Below are 20,057 nucleotides of genomic sequence, written 5' to 3' on the forward strand. Positions count from 1 at the left end.
TAGACTGCGCGCAAACAGATCAGGGGGAGATGGCCAGCATGCAGCTGACCACGGAGGCCGTACTCGCGCTCGCACCGGATGCCGCTTCGGCCAAGGCCGCGCATGGCCTGGTCAGGCCCTCGCAATGGCCGCTGCTCGGCGCCGACGATGCGGCCCTTTGGGGCGAATGCCAGGGCAGCGGCGCCAAGCCCTACCAGACCCAGGTCGACCTCGCCGGTCCTGCCTTCCGCTGCTCCTGCCCGAGCCGCAAATTCCCCTGCAAGCATGGCCTCGCCCTGCTGCTGATGCGCGCCCAGCAGGCCGCCGCGTTCACGGCCAGCGAAACGCCCGCCTGGGTCCGCGAATGGCTGGACAGTCGGGCCGAGAAGGCCGAGAAGCAGGCCGAAAGACAGGCCGCCAAGGCGACCGCCGCGCCGGCCGACCCCGAGGCCGCCGACAAGCGCGAAGCCCAGCGCTGGCAGCGCATCGTCACCGCCGCCAGTGATCTGCAGCGCTGGCTGGCCGACCAGCTCGCCCGCGGCCTCGGTGCGCTGGACGATGAAGCCCTGGCCAACTGGCAGACCCAGGCACGCCGCCTCGTCGACGCGCAGGCGCCGGGCCTGGGCCAGCGCGTATTGGCCGCTGCCCAGGGCGTGCGCCACGGCGCCGACTGGCCCGAGCTGACGCTGCAGCGCCTGGGCCTGCTGCAACTCGCCTGCGAAGGCCTGGCCCACCGCGAGCAACTGCCGCCATCCTTGCAGGCAGACCTGCGCACCGTCGCCGGCTGGCCGCTGGAGCGCAGCGAGGTGCTGGAACAGGGCGAGCGCGTGCTGGACCGCTGGACGGTGCTGGGCGTCGTCACCGAGGAGCGCGACGACAAGTTGACCGAGCGCCGCGTGTGGCTGCACGGCGAACGCAGCGGCCGTCGCGCCTGGCTGCTGGACCATGCCTTCGGCGGCCGCGGCTTCGAGCAGTCCTGGCTGGTCGGCACCTCGACCGAGACCGCCCTCGCCTTCTTTCCTGGTTCGGCGGCGCTGCGCGCCCTGCCCGCCGAACCGCTGTCGGACGCAGGCAGCCCACGCTGGCCTGACGCGACGGCCACCGCCGAATGGCAGGCCATCGCCGAGCGCCTTGCCGCCAACCCCTGGGTGAACCTGCACCCCCTGGTGCTGGCCGACGCGGTGCCGCTGCGCCGGGGCAATGTCATGGCCATGGCCGGCGCCGGCCGCCTGCTGCCCATGACCCTGCCCGACACCGAGGCCTGGACCCTGCTGGCCATCGCCGGCGGCCGGCCGCTGCGGCTGATGGGCGAATGGGATGGCCGCAGCCTGGTGCCGCTGACGGCCTGGGCCGCCGATGGCAGCATCAGCTGGCTGCGGAGGTCGGCATGAGCTCCGCCTGGACCGCCCTGCTGCCCGCCGCCACGGTGGGTACGGACCGCCATGCAGCGGCGCTGCCGAGCTGGCCCGGGGACATCGGCGACGCCATCCGCCAGGCCGCCGATGCGGCGCCCGACCCCGCCACCGCGCTGCTGCGCACCGTGGCCGTGCTGGCCGCCTGCAGCATGGCGGGCACGCAGGGTGCAGCTGTGCCCGCCGGGCTGCCCGCGCCAGCCGCCGCCGAGACCCTGCCCGCACCCGGGCCTGGCCTCGTCTTTGATGCACTGCGACTGGCCCTTTTCGACGGCCCGCCCCGCCTGCCTCACGAAGCCTGCCTGATCCTGGCCCAGGCCGGACTGCGCCTGCCCGAGCTGCTGCTGCCGCAGGCCCTGGAGCTCGGCCGTCGCTCGATCGCGCTGCGTGCCGCCCTGCTGCCCGCCCTGGGCCAGCGCGGCCTGTGGCTGGCGGCGCAGCGCGAGGACTGGGCCTATGCGGCCGGCGTCACCGAGGACGAGGGCGGAGACACGCCATGGCTGGAGGGCACGCTGGAACAGCGCCGCGCCTGGCTGGCGCGCCTGCGTGCCGCCGACCCCGGCGCCGGCCGCGATCGCCTGCAGGCCGCGCTGGCCGAGCTGCCCGCCCGCGAGCGCGCCGACCTCGCAGGCGCACTCGCCACCGAGCTGAGCCTGGCCGACGAGGCGCTGCTGGAGACCCTGCGCAGCGATCGCAGCAAGGAAGTGCGCCAGGCCGCGCTGCAACTGCTGCTGCGCCTGCCCGATGCCTCCCATCCGCGTCGTGCCATGGATAGACTCGCGCCGCTGCTGACGCAAGAACGCGACCTGCTGCTGCGCAAGCGCTGGCAGATCGACGCACCTGCCGCCGCCGCCAGCGACTGGAAGGCCGACCAGATCGACGCCGTCCGCCCCACCCACGAGTCCCTGGGCGAGCGCGCCTGGTGGCTCTACCAGCTCGTGCGCCAGACGCCGCTGGGCTGGTGGAGCCGCCACACGGGCATGACGGTGCCTGAGCTGCTGGCCTGGGCCGCCGGCACCGACTGGAGCGAGGCCCTGGTGCGCGGCTGGGCCGACGTGTTGTTCGCCGCGCCCGATGACGCCTGGTGCGACGCCCTGCTGGACCGCTGGCCGCCCGCGTTGCGCGAGGACCCGGCCCGTGTGCTGGGCCTGCTGCCGCCGGCCGCGCGCGACCGCCACCTGACGGCCTCTGCGCGCAACGGTTCGCAGCAACTGGCCCTCGTGCTGATGCACGCGCTGAATGCCTGCCCGCCCGGGCAGTCGCTGTCGGCCGAACTGTCGGGTGTGCTGGTGCGCGCCCTGCACAACAAGGCCCGCGACGGCGCCCTGAACACCGACTACGGCCTGCGCGGCCAACTGGCCGACTTCGCCTGCGTCGCCCACCCCGGCAGCTTCGGCGCTCTTGCCGACCTGCCCCGCCGTGCCGACGAAACCCCCGGCTGCACCGAAGTGCTGGCCCTGGTTGACAGGACCATCGCCGCGCGGCGCGCCCTGCACACCCTGATCCCGACGAGGACGCCATGAGCTCTGTACTTCGCCAGCATGCCGAGACCCAGTTCGCCGAGGAACTTGCCGAACTCCAGCGCGCCGACACCCGCCAGCGCCCCACCAACTGGCTGCTGTCGCCCTGGGCCGTCGTGCGCTATCTGATGGGCGGCCGGCTGGACAACGGCTTCGAGGTCAGCCCCAAATACATCGGCGATGCGCGGCTGATGGAGATCGCCGTCGCGACGCTGGCCACCGACCGCGCCCTGCTGCTCTACGGCGTGCCGGGCACGGCCAAGTCCTGGGTGTCTGAGCACCTTGCAGCAGCCATCAGTGGCGACTCGACCCGCCTCATCCAGGGCACGGCCGGCACCAGCGAGGAGCAATTGCGCTACGGCTGGAACTACGCCCAGCTGCTGGCCCACGGCCCCTCGGAAGCGGCCCTGGTGCCCAGCCCGCTGATGCAGGCCATGCGCCACGGCAAGATCGCCCGCGTCGAGGAGCTGACGCGCATCCCGGCCGACGTGCAGGACAGCCTCATCACCGTGCTGTCCGAGAAGACCCTGCCCATCCCCGAGCTGTCCAGCGAGGTGCAGGCGGTGCGCGGCTTCAGCGTCATCGCCACGGCCAACAACCGCGACAAGGGCGTCAACGAACTGTCGGCCGCGCTGAAGCGCCGCTTCAACACCGTCGTGCTGCCGGTACCGTCCAGCGCCGAGGACGAGATCGCCATCGTCACCAAGCGCGTCGGCGAAATGGGCCGCGCGCTGGAGCTGCCGGCCGAGCCGCCGGCGCTGAAGGAGGTGCAGCGCGTCGTGCAGATCTTCCGCGAACTGCGCAGCGGCCAGACCGAGGATGGCAAGACGCGCATCAAGTCGCCCACGTCCACGCTGTCCACGGCCGAGGCCATCTCCGTCATCAACAGCGGCATGGCCCTGGCCGGCCATTTCGGCGACGGCGTGCTGCGCCCGGCCGACATGGCCGCCGGCCTGATCGGTGCCGTCGTCAAGGACCCGGTGCAGGACAAGGCCGTGTGGACCGAATACCTGGAAACCGTCGTCAAGGAACGAGCCGACTGGAAGGATCTCTACCGCGCCTTCCGAGAACTGAACTGACATGGCCCACCTCTTCGGCATCCGCCACCACGGCCCGGGCTGCGCACGCAGCCTGGTGCGTGCGCTGGAAGCGCTGAAGCCCGACTGCGTGCTGGTCGAGGGCCCGCCCGAGGCCGATGGCTTGGTGACTGCCGTGCTGCAGGCCGGCATGCAGCCGCCCGTGGCCTTGCTGAGCTATTGCCCCGACGAGCCGGGCCTCGCCGTCTACCACCCCTTTGCCGAGTTCTCGCCCGAATGGCAGGCCCTGCGCTGGGCGGCCGCGAACGGCGTGCCGGTGCGCTTCATCGACCTGGCCGTCGCGCATTCGCTGGCGATGACGAAAGCGCAGCGCGAGCGCGAGGAGGAAGACAAGGACAGCCCGCGCGAAGATCCGCTGGGCGAGCTGGCCAAGGCGGCCGGCTATGCCGATGGCGAGGCCTGGTGGAACCATCAGGTGGAGGAGCGGGGCGACGGCGAGGAGCTGTTCTCGGCCATCACCGAGGCCATGACGGCCCTGCGTGCCGACATCGGCGAGGACAACCCGCGCGACCTGCTGCGCGAGGCCCAGATGCGCCAGGGACTGCGGGCCGCGCAGAAGGAAGGTTTCGAGCGCATCGCCGTCGTCTGCGGCGCCTGGCATCTGCCGGCCCTGCAGGCGAATGTGACGGCCAAGGCCGACGCCGCACTGTTGAAGGAGGGCTTGAGCAACCTGCCCAAACTCAAGGTCGCCGCCACCTGGGTGCCCTGGACCAACCGGCTGCTGACGCGCGCCAGCGGCTATGGCGCCGGAATCGCGTCGCCCGGCTGGTACGAGCATCTGTGGACCGACACGGGCGCGCGGCGCAGCATCGGCTGGCTGGCCCGCGTGGCCGCGCTGATGCGGGCGCGCGACCTGGACTGCTCCTCGGCCCATCTCATCGAGGCCGCACGCCTGGCCGACACGCTGGCCGCCCTGCGCGGCCGCCCAGCGCCCGGCCTGGAGGAACTGCACGAAGCCACGCGCACCGTGTTGACCCTGGGCGATGAGGCCCTGCTGCACTTCGTGGCCGATGCCCTCGTCGTCGGCGACCGCCTCGGCGCGGTGCCACCCGACCTGCCCACCGTGCCGCTGCAGCGCGACCTGGAGCAGACGCAGAAAAGCCTGCGCCTCAAGGCCGAGGCCCTGCGCAAGACCCTGGACCTGGACCTGCGCCAACCCAACGACCTGGCGCGCAGCCATCTGCTGCATCGGCTCAAGCTGCTGGACCTGCCCTGGGGCGAGATCGCCCAGGTGAGGCGCTCGTCGCGCGGCAGCTTCCACGAGGTCTGGACCCTGCAGTGGCAGCCCGAGTTCGCGCTGCGCCTCATCGAGGCCAGCCGTTTCGGCCAGACTGTCGCTCAAGCCGCCGCGAACCGCGCCATCGAGCGCGGCGCCCAGACCGAGGCCCTGGGCGAACTGGCCACCCTCATCGACACCGTGCTGCTGGCCGACCTGCCCGCCGCCGTACCGGCCGCGACGCAGGCCCTGCAGGACCGAGCCGCGCTGACCGGCGACGCCGGCCAGCTGCTGGCCGCCCTGCCACCGCTGGCCCAGGTCTTCCGCTACGGCAATGTGCGCCAGACGGATGCGGGCCTGGTGTCGCATTTGCTGGACAGCCTGATCGTGCGCGCCGCCCTCGCCTTGCCGCTGGCCGCCACGGCCCTGGACGACGAGGCCGCCGCCGCGCTGCGCAGCCGCCTGCTGGCGGCCCACTCGGCCGTGGGCCTACGCGACGCGGAGGAGCAGACCGCCGCCTGGCGCAAGGCGCTGCAGCAGCTGGCCGGCCTGCCCACGGCCCACGAGCTGCTGCAGGGCCTGGCCACGCGGCTGCTGCTGGACGCCGGTGACTGGACCAGCGAGCGTGCCGCCCAGCAGCTGTCACTGCACCTGTCGGCCGGCGCCGATGCGCCCAAGGCCGCGGCCTGGCTGGACGGCTTCCTGAACCGCAATGCCGTCGTGCTGCTGCACGACGCCGCCGTCTGGGGCCTGGTGGACGCCTGGCTGGCCGGCCTTGGCGAAGCCCATTTCGTGCAGGTACTGCCGCTGGTGCGGCGCAGCTTTGCGCAGTTCTCGGCCGGCGAGCGGCGCGATCTCGGCCAGCGCGCCGTGCAGGGCGCTGTCGCGGCCGACCCGCAGGCCGGCACCGACTGGGACGAAGCCCGCGCCATATTGCCGCTGCCCACGCTGCGGCTGTTGATGGGGTTGAGTGCATGAGCGAAAGCGAACGACTGCGGCGCTGGCGCCTGGTGCTGGGCGGCGAGGCCGAGGCATCCCTGGGCGGCCTTGCGGGCCCGGCCCAGGAGATGGACCAGGCCCTGGCCGCCTTGTACGAAGCGCCCGGCTCGGGCGGCGCCAAGTCGCGCGATCGTGTCGGCGGCCGCGGCGGTTCGTCGCCCAGCGTGGCGCGCTGGCTGGGCGACATCCGCAAATACTTCCCGAGCTCCGTCGTGCAGGTCATGCAGCGCGACGCGCTGGAGCGGCTCAACCTGCGCGACATGCTGCTGCAGCCCGAAATGCTGAACGCCGTGCAGCCCGATGTGCACCTGGTGGCCCAGCTGATCTCGCTGTCGCGCGTGATCCCGGCCAACACCAAGGAGACGGCCCGCCTCGTCGTGAGACGCGTCGTCGAGGAGCTGCTGCGCAAGCTCGAGGAGCCGATGCGCTCGGCCATCACCGGCGCCCTGGACCGCAGCCAGCGCAACCGCCGGCCGCGCCATGCCGAGATCGACTGGCACCGCACCATCCGCGCCAATTTGCGCCACTGGCAGCCCGAACACCGCACCATCGTGCCCCAGCAGTTGATTGGCTACGGCCGCAAGGCGCGCCGGCCGCAGCGCGAGGTGGTGCTGTGCATCGACCAGAGCGGCTCCATGGCCAACTCCGTCGTCTACTCCAGCATCTTCGGCGCGGTGATGGCCTCGCTGCCGGCGGTGTCCACCCAGTTGGTCGTCTTCGACACCGCGGTGGTCGACATGACCGAGCAGCTCGACGACCCGGTGGAGCTGCTGTTCGGCGTGCAGCTGGGCGGTGGCACCGACATCAACGGCGCGGTCGGCTATTGCCAGTCCATCATCCGCGAGCCGCGCAACACCATCCTCGTGCTGATCTCCGACCTGTACGAAGGCGGCGTCGAGGCCGGCCTGCTGAGCCGCGCCGCGGCCCTGGTGGAAAGCGGCGTGCAGTTCGTGACACTGCTGGCGCTGAGCGACGAGGGCGCGCCGGCCTATGACCGCGGCCTGGCGACCAAGCTCGCCGCCCTGGGCGTGCCTTCCTTCGCCTGCACGCCCGAGGCCTTCCCCGGCCTGATGGCCGCAGCCATCCGGCGCGAGGACATCGCCGCCTGGGCCGCCGGCCAGGGGCTTACGACGTCTCGCTGAGGCGTGCGCGCAAGGCCTGGCCGCCCGCGCCGCCGCGGCGCTTGAGCTGGCGGAACAGGGTCTGGCGCGAGCCCAGGCCGCTGCGCGCGGCGACCTCGTCCAGCGACAGCGTCGCGTCCTGCAGCAGGCACAGCGCCTGCTCGGTGCGCTGGCGCGCCAGCCAGGCCATGGGCGTGCAACCGTGCAGGGCGCGGAAGCAGCGCACGAAGTGGTATTTGGACAGCCGCGCCACGGCGGCGATGTCGTCCAGCATCAACGCCTCGGCGCGGCAGCTCAGCATGTAGTCGGTGGCACGGTCGAGGCGGGCCAGCAGCTCGGCATGCTGGCCACGGCTGAGGGCAGCCAGGGAGCCGCTGCGCGAGCGCCAGCCGGGTTCAGCCTCCAGCATGCGCCACAGCAGGGACTGCATCCTCTCTTCCAGCCAGGCTTCGTCATCGCCATCGCCGATGCGCTCGCCACGGCCGGCGAGGATGGCGTCGCGCAGGCCCGCCAGCTCGGCACCCAGGGCGCCGTCGGCCGGGCGCAGATGCTCGGCAAAGCACAGCCCCAGCGAGCCGGTCTCGCCGTCGGCAGCCAGGGCCTCAGGCAGGGTCTGGCGGGCCGCATGGGCCAGCTCCGCCGCCAGGCCGGGGCGAAAGAACACGCCGAAGCTCAGCACCGGTTCGCGGCTGCGGATGCGGGCCCCGTAGTGGCCGCCCTGGTTCAGGATCAGGCAGTGGCCGGCATCGACGCGCAGCCGCCGCGCGGGCAGCAGATAGTCCTCGCCCTCGCCGCCCCAGGCCCGCTTGATGGACAGCGTCTGGGTGTGCGGCGGGAACTCGACGTTGCGCGACCAGCCCATGACGATGGCGTTCTCCCGCCCCCAATGCTCGGCGAACCACTGGCGAAAGCCCGCGTTGGCGGGTGTCAGCGGCCGGGGCGCCAGGTCGGGCAGCTCGCGCAGGATCATGGCCCCCAGTCTAGGGTGGTGAAGCGCGTGGCGCCGGTGCGCTCGCAGCCGGCCTGCCGTCGCCGCCGCTGGGCTGCATGGCGCGGTCCGATCTGCCCCCCGCGGCCTGCCCCGCCGTCATGGCGCCGATGGCAGGCGCTGCCTGCGGATGGTCGGACGCCCCACGCGCCTCGGCGCCCGCGCTCACGCGCGGCGTCGGCTCGGCGGGCGGCACCGGTGGTGGCGGCACCTCCTTGCGGCAGGCGGCCAGCACCACAGTCAGCACGGCCGCGGTCAGGCGAAGGTGGGAAGTCAGGGCGGTCATGACGGGCTCCTTGGGGCGCTCGCCCGTCCGGGGCAATCCGCATGCCCCGTCGGCCGTCGCAGCGACGCGGCGCCACCGGAACGCACGGGTAGGACTCTGCTGCAGCGAATGACGGCGGCGGGAATCGACAGCGCGCAATTTCTGCAACACCGGCAGGCGCGGTGCCCGCCTAGGCTGACGCTCTCGCCACTGCCTTCAGCCGCCATGCGCTCCGTGATCGCCGCCACTGCCATGTTCGCCGCCCTGCTCCACCCCGCCCAAGCCGCCACACCCGCCGAACTGTTCGACTTCTGGATCGGCGACTGGGTGGTCAGCTGGAAGAACGCCAACGGCAGCCCGGGCCAGGCCCGCAACCGGGTCAGCAAGATCCTGGACGGCAAGGTCATCGAGGAGGATTTCGCCGGCGACCCGGCCGTCACGCCGCGCCTGCTGGGCCGCTCGCTGTCGGTCATGGACAAGGCCGGGGTCTGGCGTCAGGCCTGGGCCGACAACCAGGGCGGCTTCTTCGCGCTGAGCGGCGGCGCCGAGGGCGAGACGCGCTTCTTCACCACCGCCTTCCAGCCGGTGGGCGAGCAGCTCAAGGGCCAGCGCATGCGCTTCTACGACATCAGGCCCGACAGCTTCGACTGGGACTGGGAAGGCAGCAGCGACGGCGGCAAGACCTGGACGCTGATCTGGCGATTGCACTACCGCCGTGCTCAGTCTTGAGCTCTTCCCTAGACTGGCCGGGCTTTCACCTCCTCCCGGCCCGACCATGCCCCTCTCGACCTGGCTGCTGTTTTGCGGCGTCGCCCTGCTGACCTGTTTCTCGCCGGGCCCCGGCGTGCTGCTGGCCATCTCCAACTCGGTGGCCGTCGGGCCGCGTCACACGATGTTCAGCTCGCTGGGCAATGCGGCCGGCCTCTTCATCGTGTCGGGCGCGGCGACGGCCGGTATGGGTGCGCTGCTGGCCGTGTCGGCCTCGGCCTTCCTGGTCGTCAAGCTCGTCGGTGCAGGCTATCTGATCTATCTGGGCATCAAGCAGTGGCGCAGCGCGCCGCTGCGGCTGGATGCCGCCGCCTCACCCCACCAGCCGACCACGCCGGGCAAGCTCTTCCTGCAGGGCCTGGGTGTGGCCGTCACCAACCCCAAGGCCATCCTGTTCTTCACGGCGCTGTTTCCGCAGTTCCTGGTGCCGGGCGAATCACTGGCGTGGCAGACGGTGCTGCTGACCGTCACCTTCACGACCTTCGCCCTGGTGTCGCACGCCTTCTACGTCAGCCTGTTCCGCACGCTGCGCCGCTTCCTGACCGAGGCCCGGCATCTGCGGCTGTTCAACCGCATCTCGGGCGGTCTGTTCGTGCTGCTGGGCCTGAGCCTGCTGCGGCTGCGCAACCGCGCGGCCTGACGGCTCAGCGCGCGGCCGCGGCGGGCTGGGGGCGCACCGCCGTCGGCTCGATGCCGAACATGCGCTTGTGCGTGCGGCTCAGATGGGCCGAGTCCGCAAAGCCGGCTTGGTGGGCGGCCACTGTCCATGAGGCGCCAGCCATCGCGGCGTCGATGGCCAGGTTGATGCGCAACCACAGCAGATAGGCGCGGAAAGAGCTGCCCGTACCGCTGACGAAGAGATGGCGGAAGCGGCTCTCGGACAGCGCGACCGAGGCCGCCACCTCGCCCAGTGACAGCGGCTGGGCGATGCGCTCGCGGATGAAGGCCAGGGCGCGGGCCAGCCGCGGGTCCAGCTCGGCATCGGGCTCGGTGTTGGCGCCGCACAGCGCGGCGATGGCGGCGAGGGCCGCCTGGCGCATGGCCGGCGCGTCGGCATCGGCGGCAAAGGCCGCGAACAGGGCCTGCGCCGCCGCGCGCGCCTCGTCGCCCGGCAGCGAGGCGATGCTGCCGGCGCCGAAGCGCTGCAGCAGCGCCCGGCCGGCCCGGCTCTCGGGCTCGACGAAGAGGTGGATGACACGCAGGCCGTCGACCTCGAATTGATGCTTGCAGTGGCTGGGCACCAGCGCGCCGGCGAACTCCGTCCACGGCCCTTGCGCCTCGGTGCGAAAGCGCAGTTCGCCCGCGGGCGCCAGAGCCAGCTGGTGGGCATGGTGGTCATGCCATTCGGTGCGGCCCTGGCTGCTGCCTATCCACAGACTGCCGCCCTGCCAGGAGTAGATGCGGCCACTGCTGTCGCTGCCGCGCGCGGGCCGGCCCACCAGGCTCCAGGGCTGGGCCGGTTCCAGGCCCGGCCCGCTCATGCCAGCCCCTTCAGGTCAGCCGTTTCGTTCAAGCGCATTCCGGTCTCCCCGCGAAGAATCCAAGCCATTGCAGCCACCCACGCCATCGCGATGAACCTCTCGCCCCAGTTTGCCCGCCGCATCCGCCCCCGCGTGCAGGCCGAGCTCGACGCTGCTCGCTGGCAGGAAGCGCGCGGCCGCCTCGACCTGGCCCTGCACCACCTGGAGCGGGCCCACATCCTAGGCCAGGCGTCGACGCTTGAGCATGTGCGCGCGCACGGCGCCATGCTCGCCTTCGCCTGGCGCCAGCGCGATGCGGCCGAACTGCTGGGCCAGGCCTGGCGCGTCGCCGGCGCGGCGCTGAAGACCTGGCTCTGGGTGCCCGTCGGCAACACCGGCCGCGCGAATGTCAGCGGCTGGCGGCCCATGCCGGTGCCGACCGAACTGCAGCGCCTCATCGACGCGGCACGCCGGCCCGGCCGCTGACGCCTTCTCCTTCCTTCAACCTTGCAGGGGCGGCCACGTCGCCCCGGGGCGCACTCGCCCCCACAACACCTACGGAGCTCCGCCATGCGCAGATCAACCCTCATCGCCACCCTCGCCGCCGTCGCCAGCGCCGCCTACCTGAGCGCCTGCGGCAGCCCACCCAAGGACCTGGACCTGTCGCTGCAGCACGCCAGCACCCAGGGCCTGTTCGTCGTCGGCATGACGCCGCCGGCCGAGGGGCCGGTCATCGACAGGATCCAGACCTGGCAGCTGCGCCTGACGGCCGCCGACGGCACACCGGTCTCGCAGGCCCGCATCCTGTTCAGCGGCGGCATGCCCCAGCATGGCCATGGCTTCCCGACCCAGCCGCGCGTGACGCGCGAACTCAGCCCCGGCGTCTACGCGCTGGAAGGCGTCAAGTTCAGCATGTCCGGCTGGTGGGACATGCGCCTGGGCATCCAGGCGGGTGGGCGCGCGGACACCGCCGTCTTCAACGTCGTGCTGGACGACGGCCGCAATCGCCGCTGAGGAGGCCCCCCGCATGAAAGCAACCCTGTGGCTGGCCCTGGCCGCCCTGCTGCCCCTGGCCGCCGCGGCGTCGGGCTGGACCGAGGCAGAGCGCACCACGCTGGCCAGCCTGCACATCGGCAAACTGCCCGCGACGCCGGCCGATGCATCGAACGCCGTGGAGGCCAGCCCCGAAGCGGCCGCCCTGGGCAAGCGGCTGTTCTTCGACACCCGCCTGTCCGCCAACGGCCGGGTGGCTTGCGCGAGCTGCCACGCGCCCGAGCGCGGTTTCCAGGACGGGCGGCCTCTCGGCCAGGGCCTGGCCACCGGCAGCCGGCGCACCATGCCGATCGCGGCGGCCTCGCATGGCCGCTGGTTCTTCTGGGACGGCCGCAAGGACAGTCTGTGGTCCCAGGCCCTGGGGCCGCTGGAAGATGGCGCCGAGCATGGCGCCAACCGCGTGCAGCTGGTGCGCCTGCTGGCCGGCGGCTACCGGCGCGACTACGAAGCCGTCTTCGGTCCGCTGCCTGCCCTCGCCGGCCTGCCAGCGGCGGCCAGCCCGCTGGGCACGCCGGCCGAGCGCGAGGCCTGGACCCGGCTGCCGGCCGCGCAGCAGGACGCCGTCAACCGCGCCTTCGCCAATCTCGGCAAGGCCATCGCGGCCTATGAGCGTGGGCTGATGCCGGGCGAGACGCGGTTGGACCGCTACATCGCCGGTGACGCATCGGCCCTGTCGGCCCAGGAGGTGCGCGGCCTGCGTCTGTTCATTGGCAAGGCCCAATGCGTCAGCTGCCACGCCGGCCCGCTGCTGAGCGATCAGCACTTCCACAACACCGGCGTCGCGCCGCGCAACCCGCTGCAGCCCGACCGCGGCCGCGCACCGGCGGTGGCGCGCGCGCAGGCCGACCCATTCAACTGCCTGGGCCCGTTCAGCGACACCCCGCCGGGCGGCTGCGCGGAGCTGAGCTTCATCGCCACCGACGACGAGCGCATGGAGGGGGCCTTCAAGACGCCGGGGCTGCGCAACGTGGCCGAGCGCGCGCCCTTCATGCATGCCGGGCAGATCGCGACGCTGGAGGACGTCGTCGTCCACTACGTCGCCGCACCCGACGCGGCCGTGGGCCGCAGCGAGCTGGCCCGCGCCGACCGGCGCCGCGCCGAGCGCCGGCCCATCGCCCTCAACGCGGCCGAGGCGGCCGACCTGGTGGCGCTGCTGCGCGCCCTGTCCGGCCCGATCTGCGAGCGCGGCAAGCCATGCTGAGCTGCCGCCACGCCACGCGGCGCGATGCGCCCGCGCTGTTCGAGATGCTCCGCGAGCTGGCTGCGCACGAGGGAAGTCCGGCGGCGCTGCAGACCGACCTGGAACGCTTCTGTCGCGACGGCTTCGGCCCCCAGCCCCGCTTCGCCGCAGTGCTGGCCGAACTCGACGGGCGGCAGGTCGGCTATGTCAGCTACACCCGCGTCTACGCGATCTGGCGCGGCGCGACGACGCTGGCCATCGACGATGTCTATGTGCGCGCCGCCTGCCGTGGCCGTGGCATCGGCGAGGCGATGCTGCGCTGGCTGCACGGTTTCGCGGCGCAGACCGGCGCGAACCGGCTGCGCTGGGAGGTCAACGCGCGCAACGCCAGCGCGATCCGCTTCTACGAGCGCCTGGGCGCAGCGGTGACGACCAAGGGTTTCTGCGCCTGGGAGGTGCCGGAGCGCGTTCGCTAGGCCGTGGCCGCCGCGCGCTCCTGCTCGCGCAGCCTCAGCACGCGGCGCTGCACCTTGCCCGTCGTCGTCATGGGCAGGGCGTCGATGAACTCGATTTCCTTGGGGTACTCGTAGGGCGCCAGGCGGGCCTTCACGTGCGCCTGCAGGGCCTCCACCAGCGCGGCGTCGCCGGCGTGGCCGTCGGCCAGCACCACATAGGCCTTCACGAGGGCGCCGCGCTCGGCGTCCGGCTTGGGCACGACGGCCGCGTTGGCCACGGCCGGGTGCTTGAGCAGGCAGTTCTCGATCTCGCCGGGGCCGATGCGGTAGCCGGCGGCCTTGAAGACGTCGTCGGCACGGCCCTCGTACCAGAGCGTGCCGTCGCGGTCGCTGCGAGCCAGGTCGCCGGTGCGGCACCAGTCGCCCGTGAACTTGGCCTTGGTGGCCGCCTCGTTGTTCCAGTAGCCGAGGAAGAACACCGGGTCGGGGACGCCGTGGCGGTCATAGGCGTTCACGGCCACCTCGCCAGTCTCGCCGGGTGGGCTTTCACGACCTTCATCGTCGATGACGGCCACGCGATGGCCCGGGTAGGCCCGGCCCATGCTGCCCGGCTTGGCCGGCCACAGGGCCTGGCAGTTGCCGACGACATAGTTCATCTCGGTCTGGCCGAACATCTCGTTGACCGGCACGCCAAGCGCATCCCGGCACCAGCTGAACACCGCGTCCCCGACCGCCTCGCCGGCGCTCATCAGCGCGCGCAGCTTCAGCCCATGGCGCTTCGGCCGCGGCTCGGCCTTCATCATGGCCTTGAGTGCCGTCGGGAACAGGAAGGCATGCGTGACGCCATAGGCCGCCATCAGCTCGAAGGCCTTGGCCGTCGAGAAGCGGCCCTGCCAGGCGACGATGGGGCGACCGAAATAGAGGGTGGGCAGCAGCGCGTCCATCAGACCGCCCGTCCAGGCCCAGTCTGCAGGGCTCCAGAAGACGGCGTCGCTGGGCTTGCTGGCATCGAAGGGATCGAAGCCGAACCAGTTCTGGCTGGCCACAAAGCCGGTCAGATTGCCGATCAGCGCCCGCTGTGGGATCAGCGCGCCCTTGGGGTTGCCGGTCGTGCCGCTGGTGTAGATCAGGATGGCCGGGTCCTCGGCCTTGGTCCCCACCGCCTTGAAGCGGGCTTCCTCGGCCTGCAGGGCCTCCATCCACGGCATCTCGTCGCAGTCCACCGGGCATTCGCCGACGACAAAGATGCGGCGCAGGGCCGGGCAGCGGGCCTTGACCTCGCGCAGGGCCGGCAGGGCCTCGCAGGCGGCGATGGCCAGCACGGCCCCGCTGTCCTGCAGGCGGTATTCCAGGGCCTCGGCGCCGAACAGCATGGACAGCGGCATGGCGACCGCACCGATCTGCTGGATGGCGATATGGGCGACGGCCGTCTCGAAGCGCTGGGGCAGCACGATGGCGACGCGGTGGCCGCGGCGTACGCCCTGGTTCAGCAGCGCGTTGGACAGACGGTTGGCGGCGCGCTGCAGCTGGCCGTAGCTGTAATGGGCGCGGCAGCCGCTCTCGCTGTCGAAATAGATGGCCGGGGCATCGGGCGTGTCACGCGCCCAGCGGCCACAGCAGGCTTCGGCGATGTTGAAGTCCGCCGGCACCTGCCAGCGGAAGGCGCCGTGCAGCTGCTCGTATCGGTCTTCCGCCATCGGCCACCCCCGGTTGGGACAAGGGGGCGAATGCTAGCCAGCCCGCCCCGGGCCGGTCTCATGGATTGCCCGGAGCCGATGCTGTGATTGGATCCAGCGTTTCGTCAGCGAGTCAGAGCCCGAGCCATGCGGAGGGCGACCACATGCTGGGACGGTCGCCGTCGGCATAACGCTGCAGCGCCTCGCCGGTCAGGCGGCAGATGCGCCAGTCGGGCATGACCTCGGCACCCAGCTTCTGATAGAAGCGGATGGCGTCCTCGTTCCAGTCCAGCACCGTCCAGTCGAAGCGGCCATAGCCGCGCTCGCAGGCCAGCTGGGCCAGCTGGATCAGCAGGGCCTTGCCCAGGCCGCTGCGGCGGTGGGCGGGGCGCACGTAAAGGTCTTCCAGATAGAGGCCGGGCTTGGCCAGGAAGGTCGAGAAGTTGGTGTAGTACAGCGCGAAGGCGACGACCTCGCCGTCGATCTCGCCGACCATGCACTCGGCCACCGGCTCGTCGCCGAACAGATGCGGCTCGAGCTTGTCGGGCGTGACCTCCAGCAGATGGGTCAGATGCTCGAACTCGGCCAGCTCGCTGATCAGCTGGACGATGGCTTTCAGGTCGCGCGGCTCGGCGGCGCGGATGTCGTGGGGTGAAGGCATGGTGACCCCATTGTCAGCGGACTGCGGTGTCCTACAGTGCGGATATGCCCGATGTCTATATCCCGCGCCGCGCTCACCGCAGCGAATTCCTGACCCTGCGCGGCCTGCGCCACCACATTCTGCGCTGGGGTCAACCCTTGCAGGGGCAGCCGCCCCTGGTCATGGTGCATGGCTGGATGGACGTCGGCGCCTCCTTCCAGTTCGTCGTCGACGCGCTGCGGCAGGAACGCGAGGTCATCGCGCTGGACTGGCGCGGCTTCGGCCTCAGCGCCACGACGGGCGCCGACTGCTACTGGTTTCCCGACTATCTCGGCGACCTCGACGCCCTGCTCGATGCCTTGAGCCCGGACCGCCCCGTCGACCTGCTGGGCCACAGCATGGGCGGCAACGTGGCCATGAGCTATGCCGGGGTTAGGCCGCAGCGCATCCGTCGCCTCGTCAATCTCGAAGGCTTCGGCATGCCCGACATCTCGCCCGCGGCCGCGCCCGAGCGCCTGGCCAAATGGCTGGACGAGCTGAAGGACCCGCCCTCGCTGCGCCCTTACGCCAGCCTGTCCGACGTGGCCGAACGCCTGCGCCGCAACAACCCCCGCCTGGCCGCCGACAAGGCCGCCTGGCTGGCCAGCCACTGGTCCCGTGAGACGGCGGAGGGCTTCCAGCTGAATGCCGATCCGGCCCACAAGCTGGCCAACCCCATGCTCTACCGCAAGGCCGAGGTGCTGGCCTGCTGGCAGCGCATCGCCGCGCCGACGCTGTGGGTGGAGGGCAGCGACGACCAGCTGACGCGCTTCTGGGGCACGCGCTACCCGCGCGCCGATTTCGAGGCCCGCCTGGCCCTGGTGCCCGGCCTGCGCCAGGCCGTGCTGCAGGACGCCGGCCATATGCTGCACCACGACCAGCCCGAAGCGCTGGCGGCGGCCATCGAGGCCTTCCTGGCTTGAGCATGGGCCCAAGACACGCCGCCTTCGCCCTGCTGGCCTTGGCCGCCGCCCAGCCCGCGACGGCGGCTTGCTCCCGCGAGCTCCATATCGGCGTGTCAGACCTGGGCTATTCGGCCTTCCTGCGCGATGGCCGCGTCCAGGGCGTCGTCCCCGACCTGCTGGACGAGGTCGCCCGGCTCAGCGGCTGCAGGCTGACGCTGCGCTACATGCCCCGCGCCCGCGTGCTGCTGGACTTCGAACGCGGCGAGATCGACGTCGTGACCTCGGCCATGCGCGCCGCCGACCGTGACCGCGTCGGACACTTCCTGCCTTATGCCTACACCAAGCTGGACCTCGTCGTCGCTTCGGCCCAGGGCCCACAGTCACTCAAGGCCTTGCTCGGCCGGCCCGAACTCAGGCTCGGCCTGGTGCGCGGCGTGCGCCTTGGCGAGGCCCTGGAGGAGCAGGTCGCGCCGCTGCTGGCCTCGCGCCAGGCGGAGTATTCGCCCGACTTCAACAACCTCGCGGCCAAGCTCGTCGCCGGGCGCATCCAGGCCGCCATCATGCCCAACATGATCCACGCCAAGCTGGTCCGCGAGGGCAGCCTGCCTCCCCAGGCCGTCATCGTGGACCTGCCCGAAGCCGCCACCGAGCCCATCGGCCTCTACCTGAACCGCGGCAACGTCAGCGACGACGACGTGCAGTTGCTGCAGGCCCAGATCGCCATGCTGCGCCGCGAAGGCTGGATCCAGCAGCTTTATGCCCGCTATGTCGGCGAAGCCGAGGCGCGCCGGCTGTTCAGGAGCGAAGCGGCTCGCTGAGCTCCGCCTCCAGCCTGTCCATCGCACGGGCGTAGACGATGACGATGGCGCAGAAGCCCAGCAGGGCGCCCTGCGAGGCCAGCCAGAAGCCCAGGGGCCAGCCGAACACCTCGATGCTGAGCTCGCGCGCGAAGAACACCGGCGCGAAGCCCACGACGGCCCAGGCGAGCAGCAGCCCGACCGTGAGGCGGCGCGTGCGGCGCCAGTAGCCGTCACTCATTCAAGAGGCCCCACTGCTGCAGCATGAAGGCATAGGTGCGCGCCGTCTCGCGCAGCGCATCGAAGCGGCCCGAGGCGCCGCCATGGCCGGCTGTCATGTTGATGTCGAACAGGACCGGGCCGCTGCCACTGTTCATGCTGCGCAGCTTGGCCACGTATTTGGCCGCCTCCCAGTAGGGCACCTGGCTGTCGTTGATGGCGGTCTTGGCCAGCACCGCCGGATAGGCTGCCGGCTTCAGATTGTCATAGGGGCTGTAGGCGCGCATCCAGGCGTATTCGTCGGCCTTGTTGGGGTTGCCCCACTCGATGTATTCCTCGGTCGTCAGCGGCAGGCTCGCGTCCAGCATGGTGTTGATGACGTCGACGAAGGGCACCTGGGCGACCACGGCCTTGAAGAGGTCGGGGCGCAGGTTGGTGGCCGCCCCCACCAGCAGGCCGCCGGCGCTGCCGCCATGGATGATGAGCTGGCCGGGCTGGGTATAGCCCTGCTTCACCAGGCCTTCCGCGCAGGCGACGAAATCGGTGAAGGTGTTCATCTTCTTGCCGAGCTTGCCGTCCAGATACCACTGCCGGCCCAGGTCGCCGCCGCCGCGGATGTGGGCGATGGCGTAGATGACGCCGCGGTCCAGCATGGACAGGCGGGCGCTGGAGAAGTACGGGTCGTTCGGGAAGCCATAGCTGCCATAGCCGTAGAGCCACAGCGGCTGCGGGCCGGCGCGGCGCTTGTCCTTGCGGTAGACCAGGCTGACCGGCACCTTGGCGCCGTCGGCCGCTGTCACCCACAGGCGCTCGCTGGCATACAGGCTGGCGTCATAGCCGCCCTGCACGGGAGCCACCTTCAGCAGTTCCAGCTTGCCGGTAGCCAGATCGGCCTCGTAGGTGCTGGCCGGCGTGGTCAGCGAGTTGTAGGCGAAGCGCACCTTCGGCGCGTCGAACTCGCGCTGGACGCTGACCATGGCGCTGTAGGCCACCTCCTTGAAGGCCACCTCGCGCGGCGCGCCGCCGGCCATGGGGTAGATGCGCAGCTTGACCGAGCCGCCTTCGCGGATCTGGGCGACCGCATGGGTCTTGAACGCCACCGCCCTTTCGATCATGGCGTCGTCGCGGTGGGCGATCAGCTCGCGGCCGCGCTTCAGGTCCTGGGCAGCGTACAGCGGCCCCTTGCCGGGCTTCATGGGCAGGCGCAGCAGGCGGTAGTTCACGCCGCGGTCGTTGATGCGCAGCAGCAGCTCGCCGCCAAAGGGCGTGATGGCGTACTCCTGCCCGGACTTGCGCGGCAGCACCTCGCGCCAGCGGCCTTCGGGCTGGTCGGCCGGCAGCACCTGCCAGTCGAAGGTGTCCTTGGACATCGAGCCCAGCATTAGCGTGCGGCCGTCCAGCGACCTGGTCAGCTGCAGGTTGAAGAGTTCGCTGGGCTCCTCGTGCACCAGCACGTCCGGCGTGGTGGTGCCGAGGCGGTGGCGCCACAACTGGTGGGAGCGGCGGGCCTCGTTGTGGCGGATGTAGAACAGGGTCCGGCTGTCGGCCGCCCAGACAAAGGCGTCGGCGTGAGGCGTGCTGGCGATGACGCGGTCCTCGCCCGTCGTCAGGTCGCGCACATGCAGCTCGAAGTCGCGCGCGCCGCTGCTGTCCACACCGTAGGCCAGCAGGCGGTCGTCGGGGCTGACGGTCATGCCGTTCAGGTTCACGAACTTGCGGGTCTTGGCCAGCTCGTTCATGTCCAGCAGCAACTGCTCGGGCGCCTGGGCGTCGTGCAGGCGCTGCGGGCCCTGCGCCGGGCGGCGGAAGAAGATCGGGTACTGCTTGCCGACCTCGGTGCGGCTGCTGTACCACCAGGCGCCCTGGCGCTGCGGGACGGCCTCGTCGCGCTGCTGGATGCGGCCCTTCATCTCCTCGAAGAGCTTCTCCACCGCCGCCTCATGGGGCTTGTACCAGGCCTCGGCATAGGCGGCCTCGGCCTTCAGATGGGCCTGCACCTCGGCATCGTCCTTCTCGCGCAGCCAGAAATAGTCGTCGATGCGGCGGTCGCCGTGGACGCTGACGTCACGCGGCTTCTTGGCCGCGACCGGCGGCGCGGCGGTGTCGGCCAGGGCGGGGCTGGTGGCCCAGATCAGGCAGGTGGCGAGCGCGGCCGTCTGGGCCAGCGCGCGACAGGAGGACAGCAGGTGCATGTTGTTGGAGCTCCCACCGGGCGCTGCCTGCGGCAGTCTCGTCCCCGGCGGCCCGCAGTGTGCCTCCTCGCCATGC

20 protein-coding genes are annotated in these 20,057 nt (G+C 71.5%); 13 read left to right on the top strand and 7 right to left on the bottom strand.

Features of this window, described 5'->3' with window-relative positions; all coding sequences use genetic code 11:
- Positions 1-38: 38 nt before the first annotated feature.
- Genes J2X20_RS06215 through J2X20_RS06235 form a run of 5 tightly spaced genes read left to right on the top strand, consistent with a single transcriptional unit; the run spans position 39 to position 7,365 of the window.
- A complete protein-coding gene (locus J2X20_RS06215; protein WP_310262331.1) occupies positions 39-1,370 on the top strand; it encodes an SWIM zinc finger family protein in 1,332 nt (443 codons plus the stop codon).
- Positions 1,367-2,914, top strand: coding sequence for a DUF5691 domain-containing protein (locus J2X20_RS06220; RefSeq protein ID WP_310262337.1), 1,548 nt, complete (start codon positions 1,367-1,369; stop codon positions 2,912-2,914). Before J2X20_RS06215 ends, J2X20_RS06220 begins: the two co-directional genes overlap by 4 nt.
- A complete protein-coding gene (locus tag J2X20_RS06225) occupies positions 2,911-3,990 on the top strand; it encodes an ATP-binding protein (protein WP_310262340.1) in 1,080 nt (359 codons plus the stop codon). The genes J2X20_RS06220 and J2X20_RS06225 overlap by 4 nt, the downstream gene beginning before the upstream one ends.
- Before the next feature lies 1 nt (position 3,991).
- Positions 3,992-6,202 (top strand): DUF5682 family protein, encoded by a 2,211-nt coding sequence (locus J2X20_RS06230; protein WP_310262342.1) that lies wholly within the window; start codon positions 3,992-3,994, stop codon positions 6,200-6,202.
- Complete coding sequence (locus J2X20_RS06235; RefSeq protein WP_310262345.1) at positions 6,199-7,365, top strand: VWA domain-containing protein; 1,167 nt, start codon at positions 6,199-6,201, stop codon at positions 7,363-7,365. Before J2X20_RS06230 ends, J2X20_RS06235 begins: the two co-directional genes overlap by 4 nt.
- Here the strand turns inward: J2X20_RS06235 and J2X20_RS06240 are convergent.
- Both J2X20_RS06240 and J2X20_RS06245 read right to left on the bottom strand, forming a co-directional pair.
- On the bottom strand, positions 7,349-8,314 hold the full coding sequence (locus J2X20_RS06240) for an AraC family transcriptional regulator (RefSeq protein WP_310262348.1): 966 nt from the start codon (positions 8,312-8,314) through the stop codon (positions 7,349-7,351). The two genes, J2X20_RS06235 and J2X20_RS06240, sit on opposite strands and share 17 nt — an antisense overlap.
- A 10-nt stretch (positions 8,315-8,324) precedes the next feature.
- A complete protein-coding gene (locus J2X20_RS06245; protein WP_310262353.1) occupies positions 8,325-8,618 on the bottom strand; it encodes a hypothetical protein in 294 nt (97 codons plus the stop codon).
- 204 nt (positions 8,619-8,822) lie between these two features.
- Here J2X20_RS06245 and J2X20_RS06250 point away from each other — a divergent pair, with 204 nt between their 5' ends.
- Positions 8,823-9,326: a hypothetical protein gene (locus tag J2X20_RS06250; protein ID WP_310262356.1), complete on the top strand. Its 504-nt coding sequence runs from the start codon at positions 8,823-8,825 to the stop codon at positions 9,324-9,326.
- Positions 9,327-9,372: 46 nt separating this feature from the next.
- Positions 9,373-10,005, top strand: a complete 633-nt coding sequence (locus J2X20_RS06255; RefSeq protein ID WP_310262359.1) for a LysE family translocator — start codon at positions 9,373-9,375, stop codon at positions 10,003-10,005.
- Between the two features lie 4 nt (positions 10,006-10,009).
- Here J2X20_RS06255 and J2X20_RS06260 read toward each other — a convergent pair whose 3' ends face one another.
- Positions 10,010-10,846 carry an AraC family transcriptional regulator gene (locus J2X20_RS06260; protein ID WP_310262362.1) on the bottom strand — a complete coding sequence of 279 codons (837 nt, stop codon included), beginning with the start codon at positions 10,844-10,846 and terminating at the stop codon, positions 10,010-10,012.
- A 90-nt stretch (positions 10,847-10,936) separates the two neighbouring features.
- On the opposite strand from J2X20_RS06260, the gene J2X20_RS06265 reads away from it, so the two are divergent.
- From J2X20_RS06265 to J2X20_RS06280, 4 genes are all read left to right on the top strand, one after another.
- A complete protein-coding gene (locus J2X20_RS06265) occupies positions 10,937-11,311 on the top strand; it encodes a DUF3703 domain-containing protein (protein WP_310262366.1) in 375 nt (124 codons plus the stop codon).
- Positions 11,312-11,395: 84 nt separating this feature from the next.
- Positions 11,396-11,839, top strand: coding sequence for a FixH family protein (locus tag J2X20_RS06270; RefSeq protein ID WP_310262369.1), 444 nt, complete (start codon positions 11,396-11,398; stop codon positions 11,837-11,839).
- Between the two features lie 13 nt (positions 11,840-11,852).
- Positions 11,853-13,079 carry a cytochrome-c peroxidase gene (locus tag J2X20_RS06275; RefSeq protein WP_310262371.1) on the top strand — a complete coding sequence of 409 codons (1,227 nt, stop codon included), beginning with the start codon at positions 11,853-11,855 and terminating at the stop codon, positions 13,077-13,079.
- The gene (locus J2X20_RS06280; protein ID WP_310262374.1) at positions 13,073-13,534 is read left to right on the top strand and encodes a GNAT family N-acetyltransferase; all 462 of its coding nucleotides are present in this window, start codon (positions 13,073-13,075) and stop codon (positions 13,532-13,534) included. Before J2X20_RS06275 ends, J2X20_RS06280 begins: the two co-directional genes overlap by 7 nt.
- On the opposite strand, the gene J2X20_RS06285 is transcribed toward J2X20_RS06280, so the two are convergent.
- The gene (locus tag J2X20_RS06285; RefSeq protein ID WP_310262377.1) at positions 13,531-15,210 is read right to left on the bottom strand and encodes an acetate--CoA ligase; all 1,680 of its coding nucleotides are present in this window, start codon (positions 15,208-15,210) and stop codon (positions 13,531-13,533) included. The two genes, J2X20_RS06280 and J2X20_RS06285, sit on opposite strands and share 4 nt — an antisense overlap.
- Positions 15,211-15,322: 112 nt before the next feature.
- Positions 15,323-15,850 carry a GNAT family N-acetyltransferase gene (locus J2X20_RS06290; RefSeq protein WP_310262379.1) on the bottom strand — a complete coding sequence of 176 codons (528 nt, stop codon included), beginning with the start codon at positions 15,848-15,850 and terminating at the stop codon, positions 15,323-15,325.
- 44 nt (positions 15,851-15,894) lie between these two features.
- On the opposite strand from J2X20_RS06290, the gene J2X20_RS06295 reads away from it, so the two are divergent.
- Both J2X20_RS06295 and J2X20_RS06300 read left to right on the top strand, forming a co-directional pair.
- Positions 15,895-16,791, top strand: coding sequence for an alpha/beta fold hydrolase (locus J2X20_RS06295; protein WP_310262383.1), 897 nt, complete (start codon positions 15,895-15,897; stop codon positions 16,789-16,791).
- 2 nt (positions 16,792-16,793) lie between these two features.
- On the top strand, positions 16,794-17,591 hold the full coding sequence (locus tag J2X20_RS06300) for a substrate-binding periplasmic protein (RefSeq protein WP_310262386.1): 798 nt from the start codon (positions 16,794-16,796) through the stop codon (positions 17,589-17,591).
- Here J2X20_RS06300 and J2X20_RS06305 read toward each other — a convergent pair.
- Together J2X20_RS06305 and J2X20_RS06310 are read right to left on the bottom strand one after the other, a co-directional pair.
- On the bottom strand, positions 17,569-17,811 hold the full coding sequence (locus tag J2X20_RS06305) for a DUF4212 domain-containing protein (RefSeq protein WP_310262390.1): 243 nt from the start codon (positions 17,809-17,811) through the stop codon (positions 17,569-17,571). The genes J2X20_RS06300 and J2X20_RS06305 overlap by 23 nt on opposite strands.
- Positions 17,804-19,981, bottom strand: coding sequence for a S9 family peptidase (locus J2X20_RS06310; RefSeq protein ID WP_310262393.1), 2,178 nt, complete (start codon positions 19,979-19,981; stop codon positions 17,804-17,806). Before J2X20_RS06310 ends, J2X20_RS06305 begins: the two co-directional genes overlap by 8 nt.
- Positions 19,982-20,057: the final 76 nt, after the last annotated feature.

It is taken from the genome of Roseateles saccharophilus, from assembly GCF_031458095.1.
Taxonomy (GTDB): domain Bacteria; phylum Pseudomonadota; class Gammaproteobacteria; order Burkholderiales; family Burkholderiaceae_C; genus Pelomonas; species Pelomonas saccharophila_A.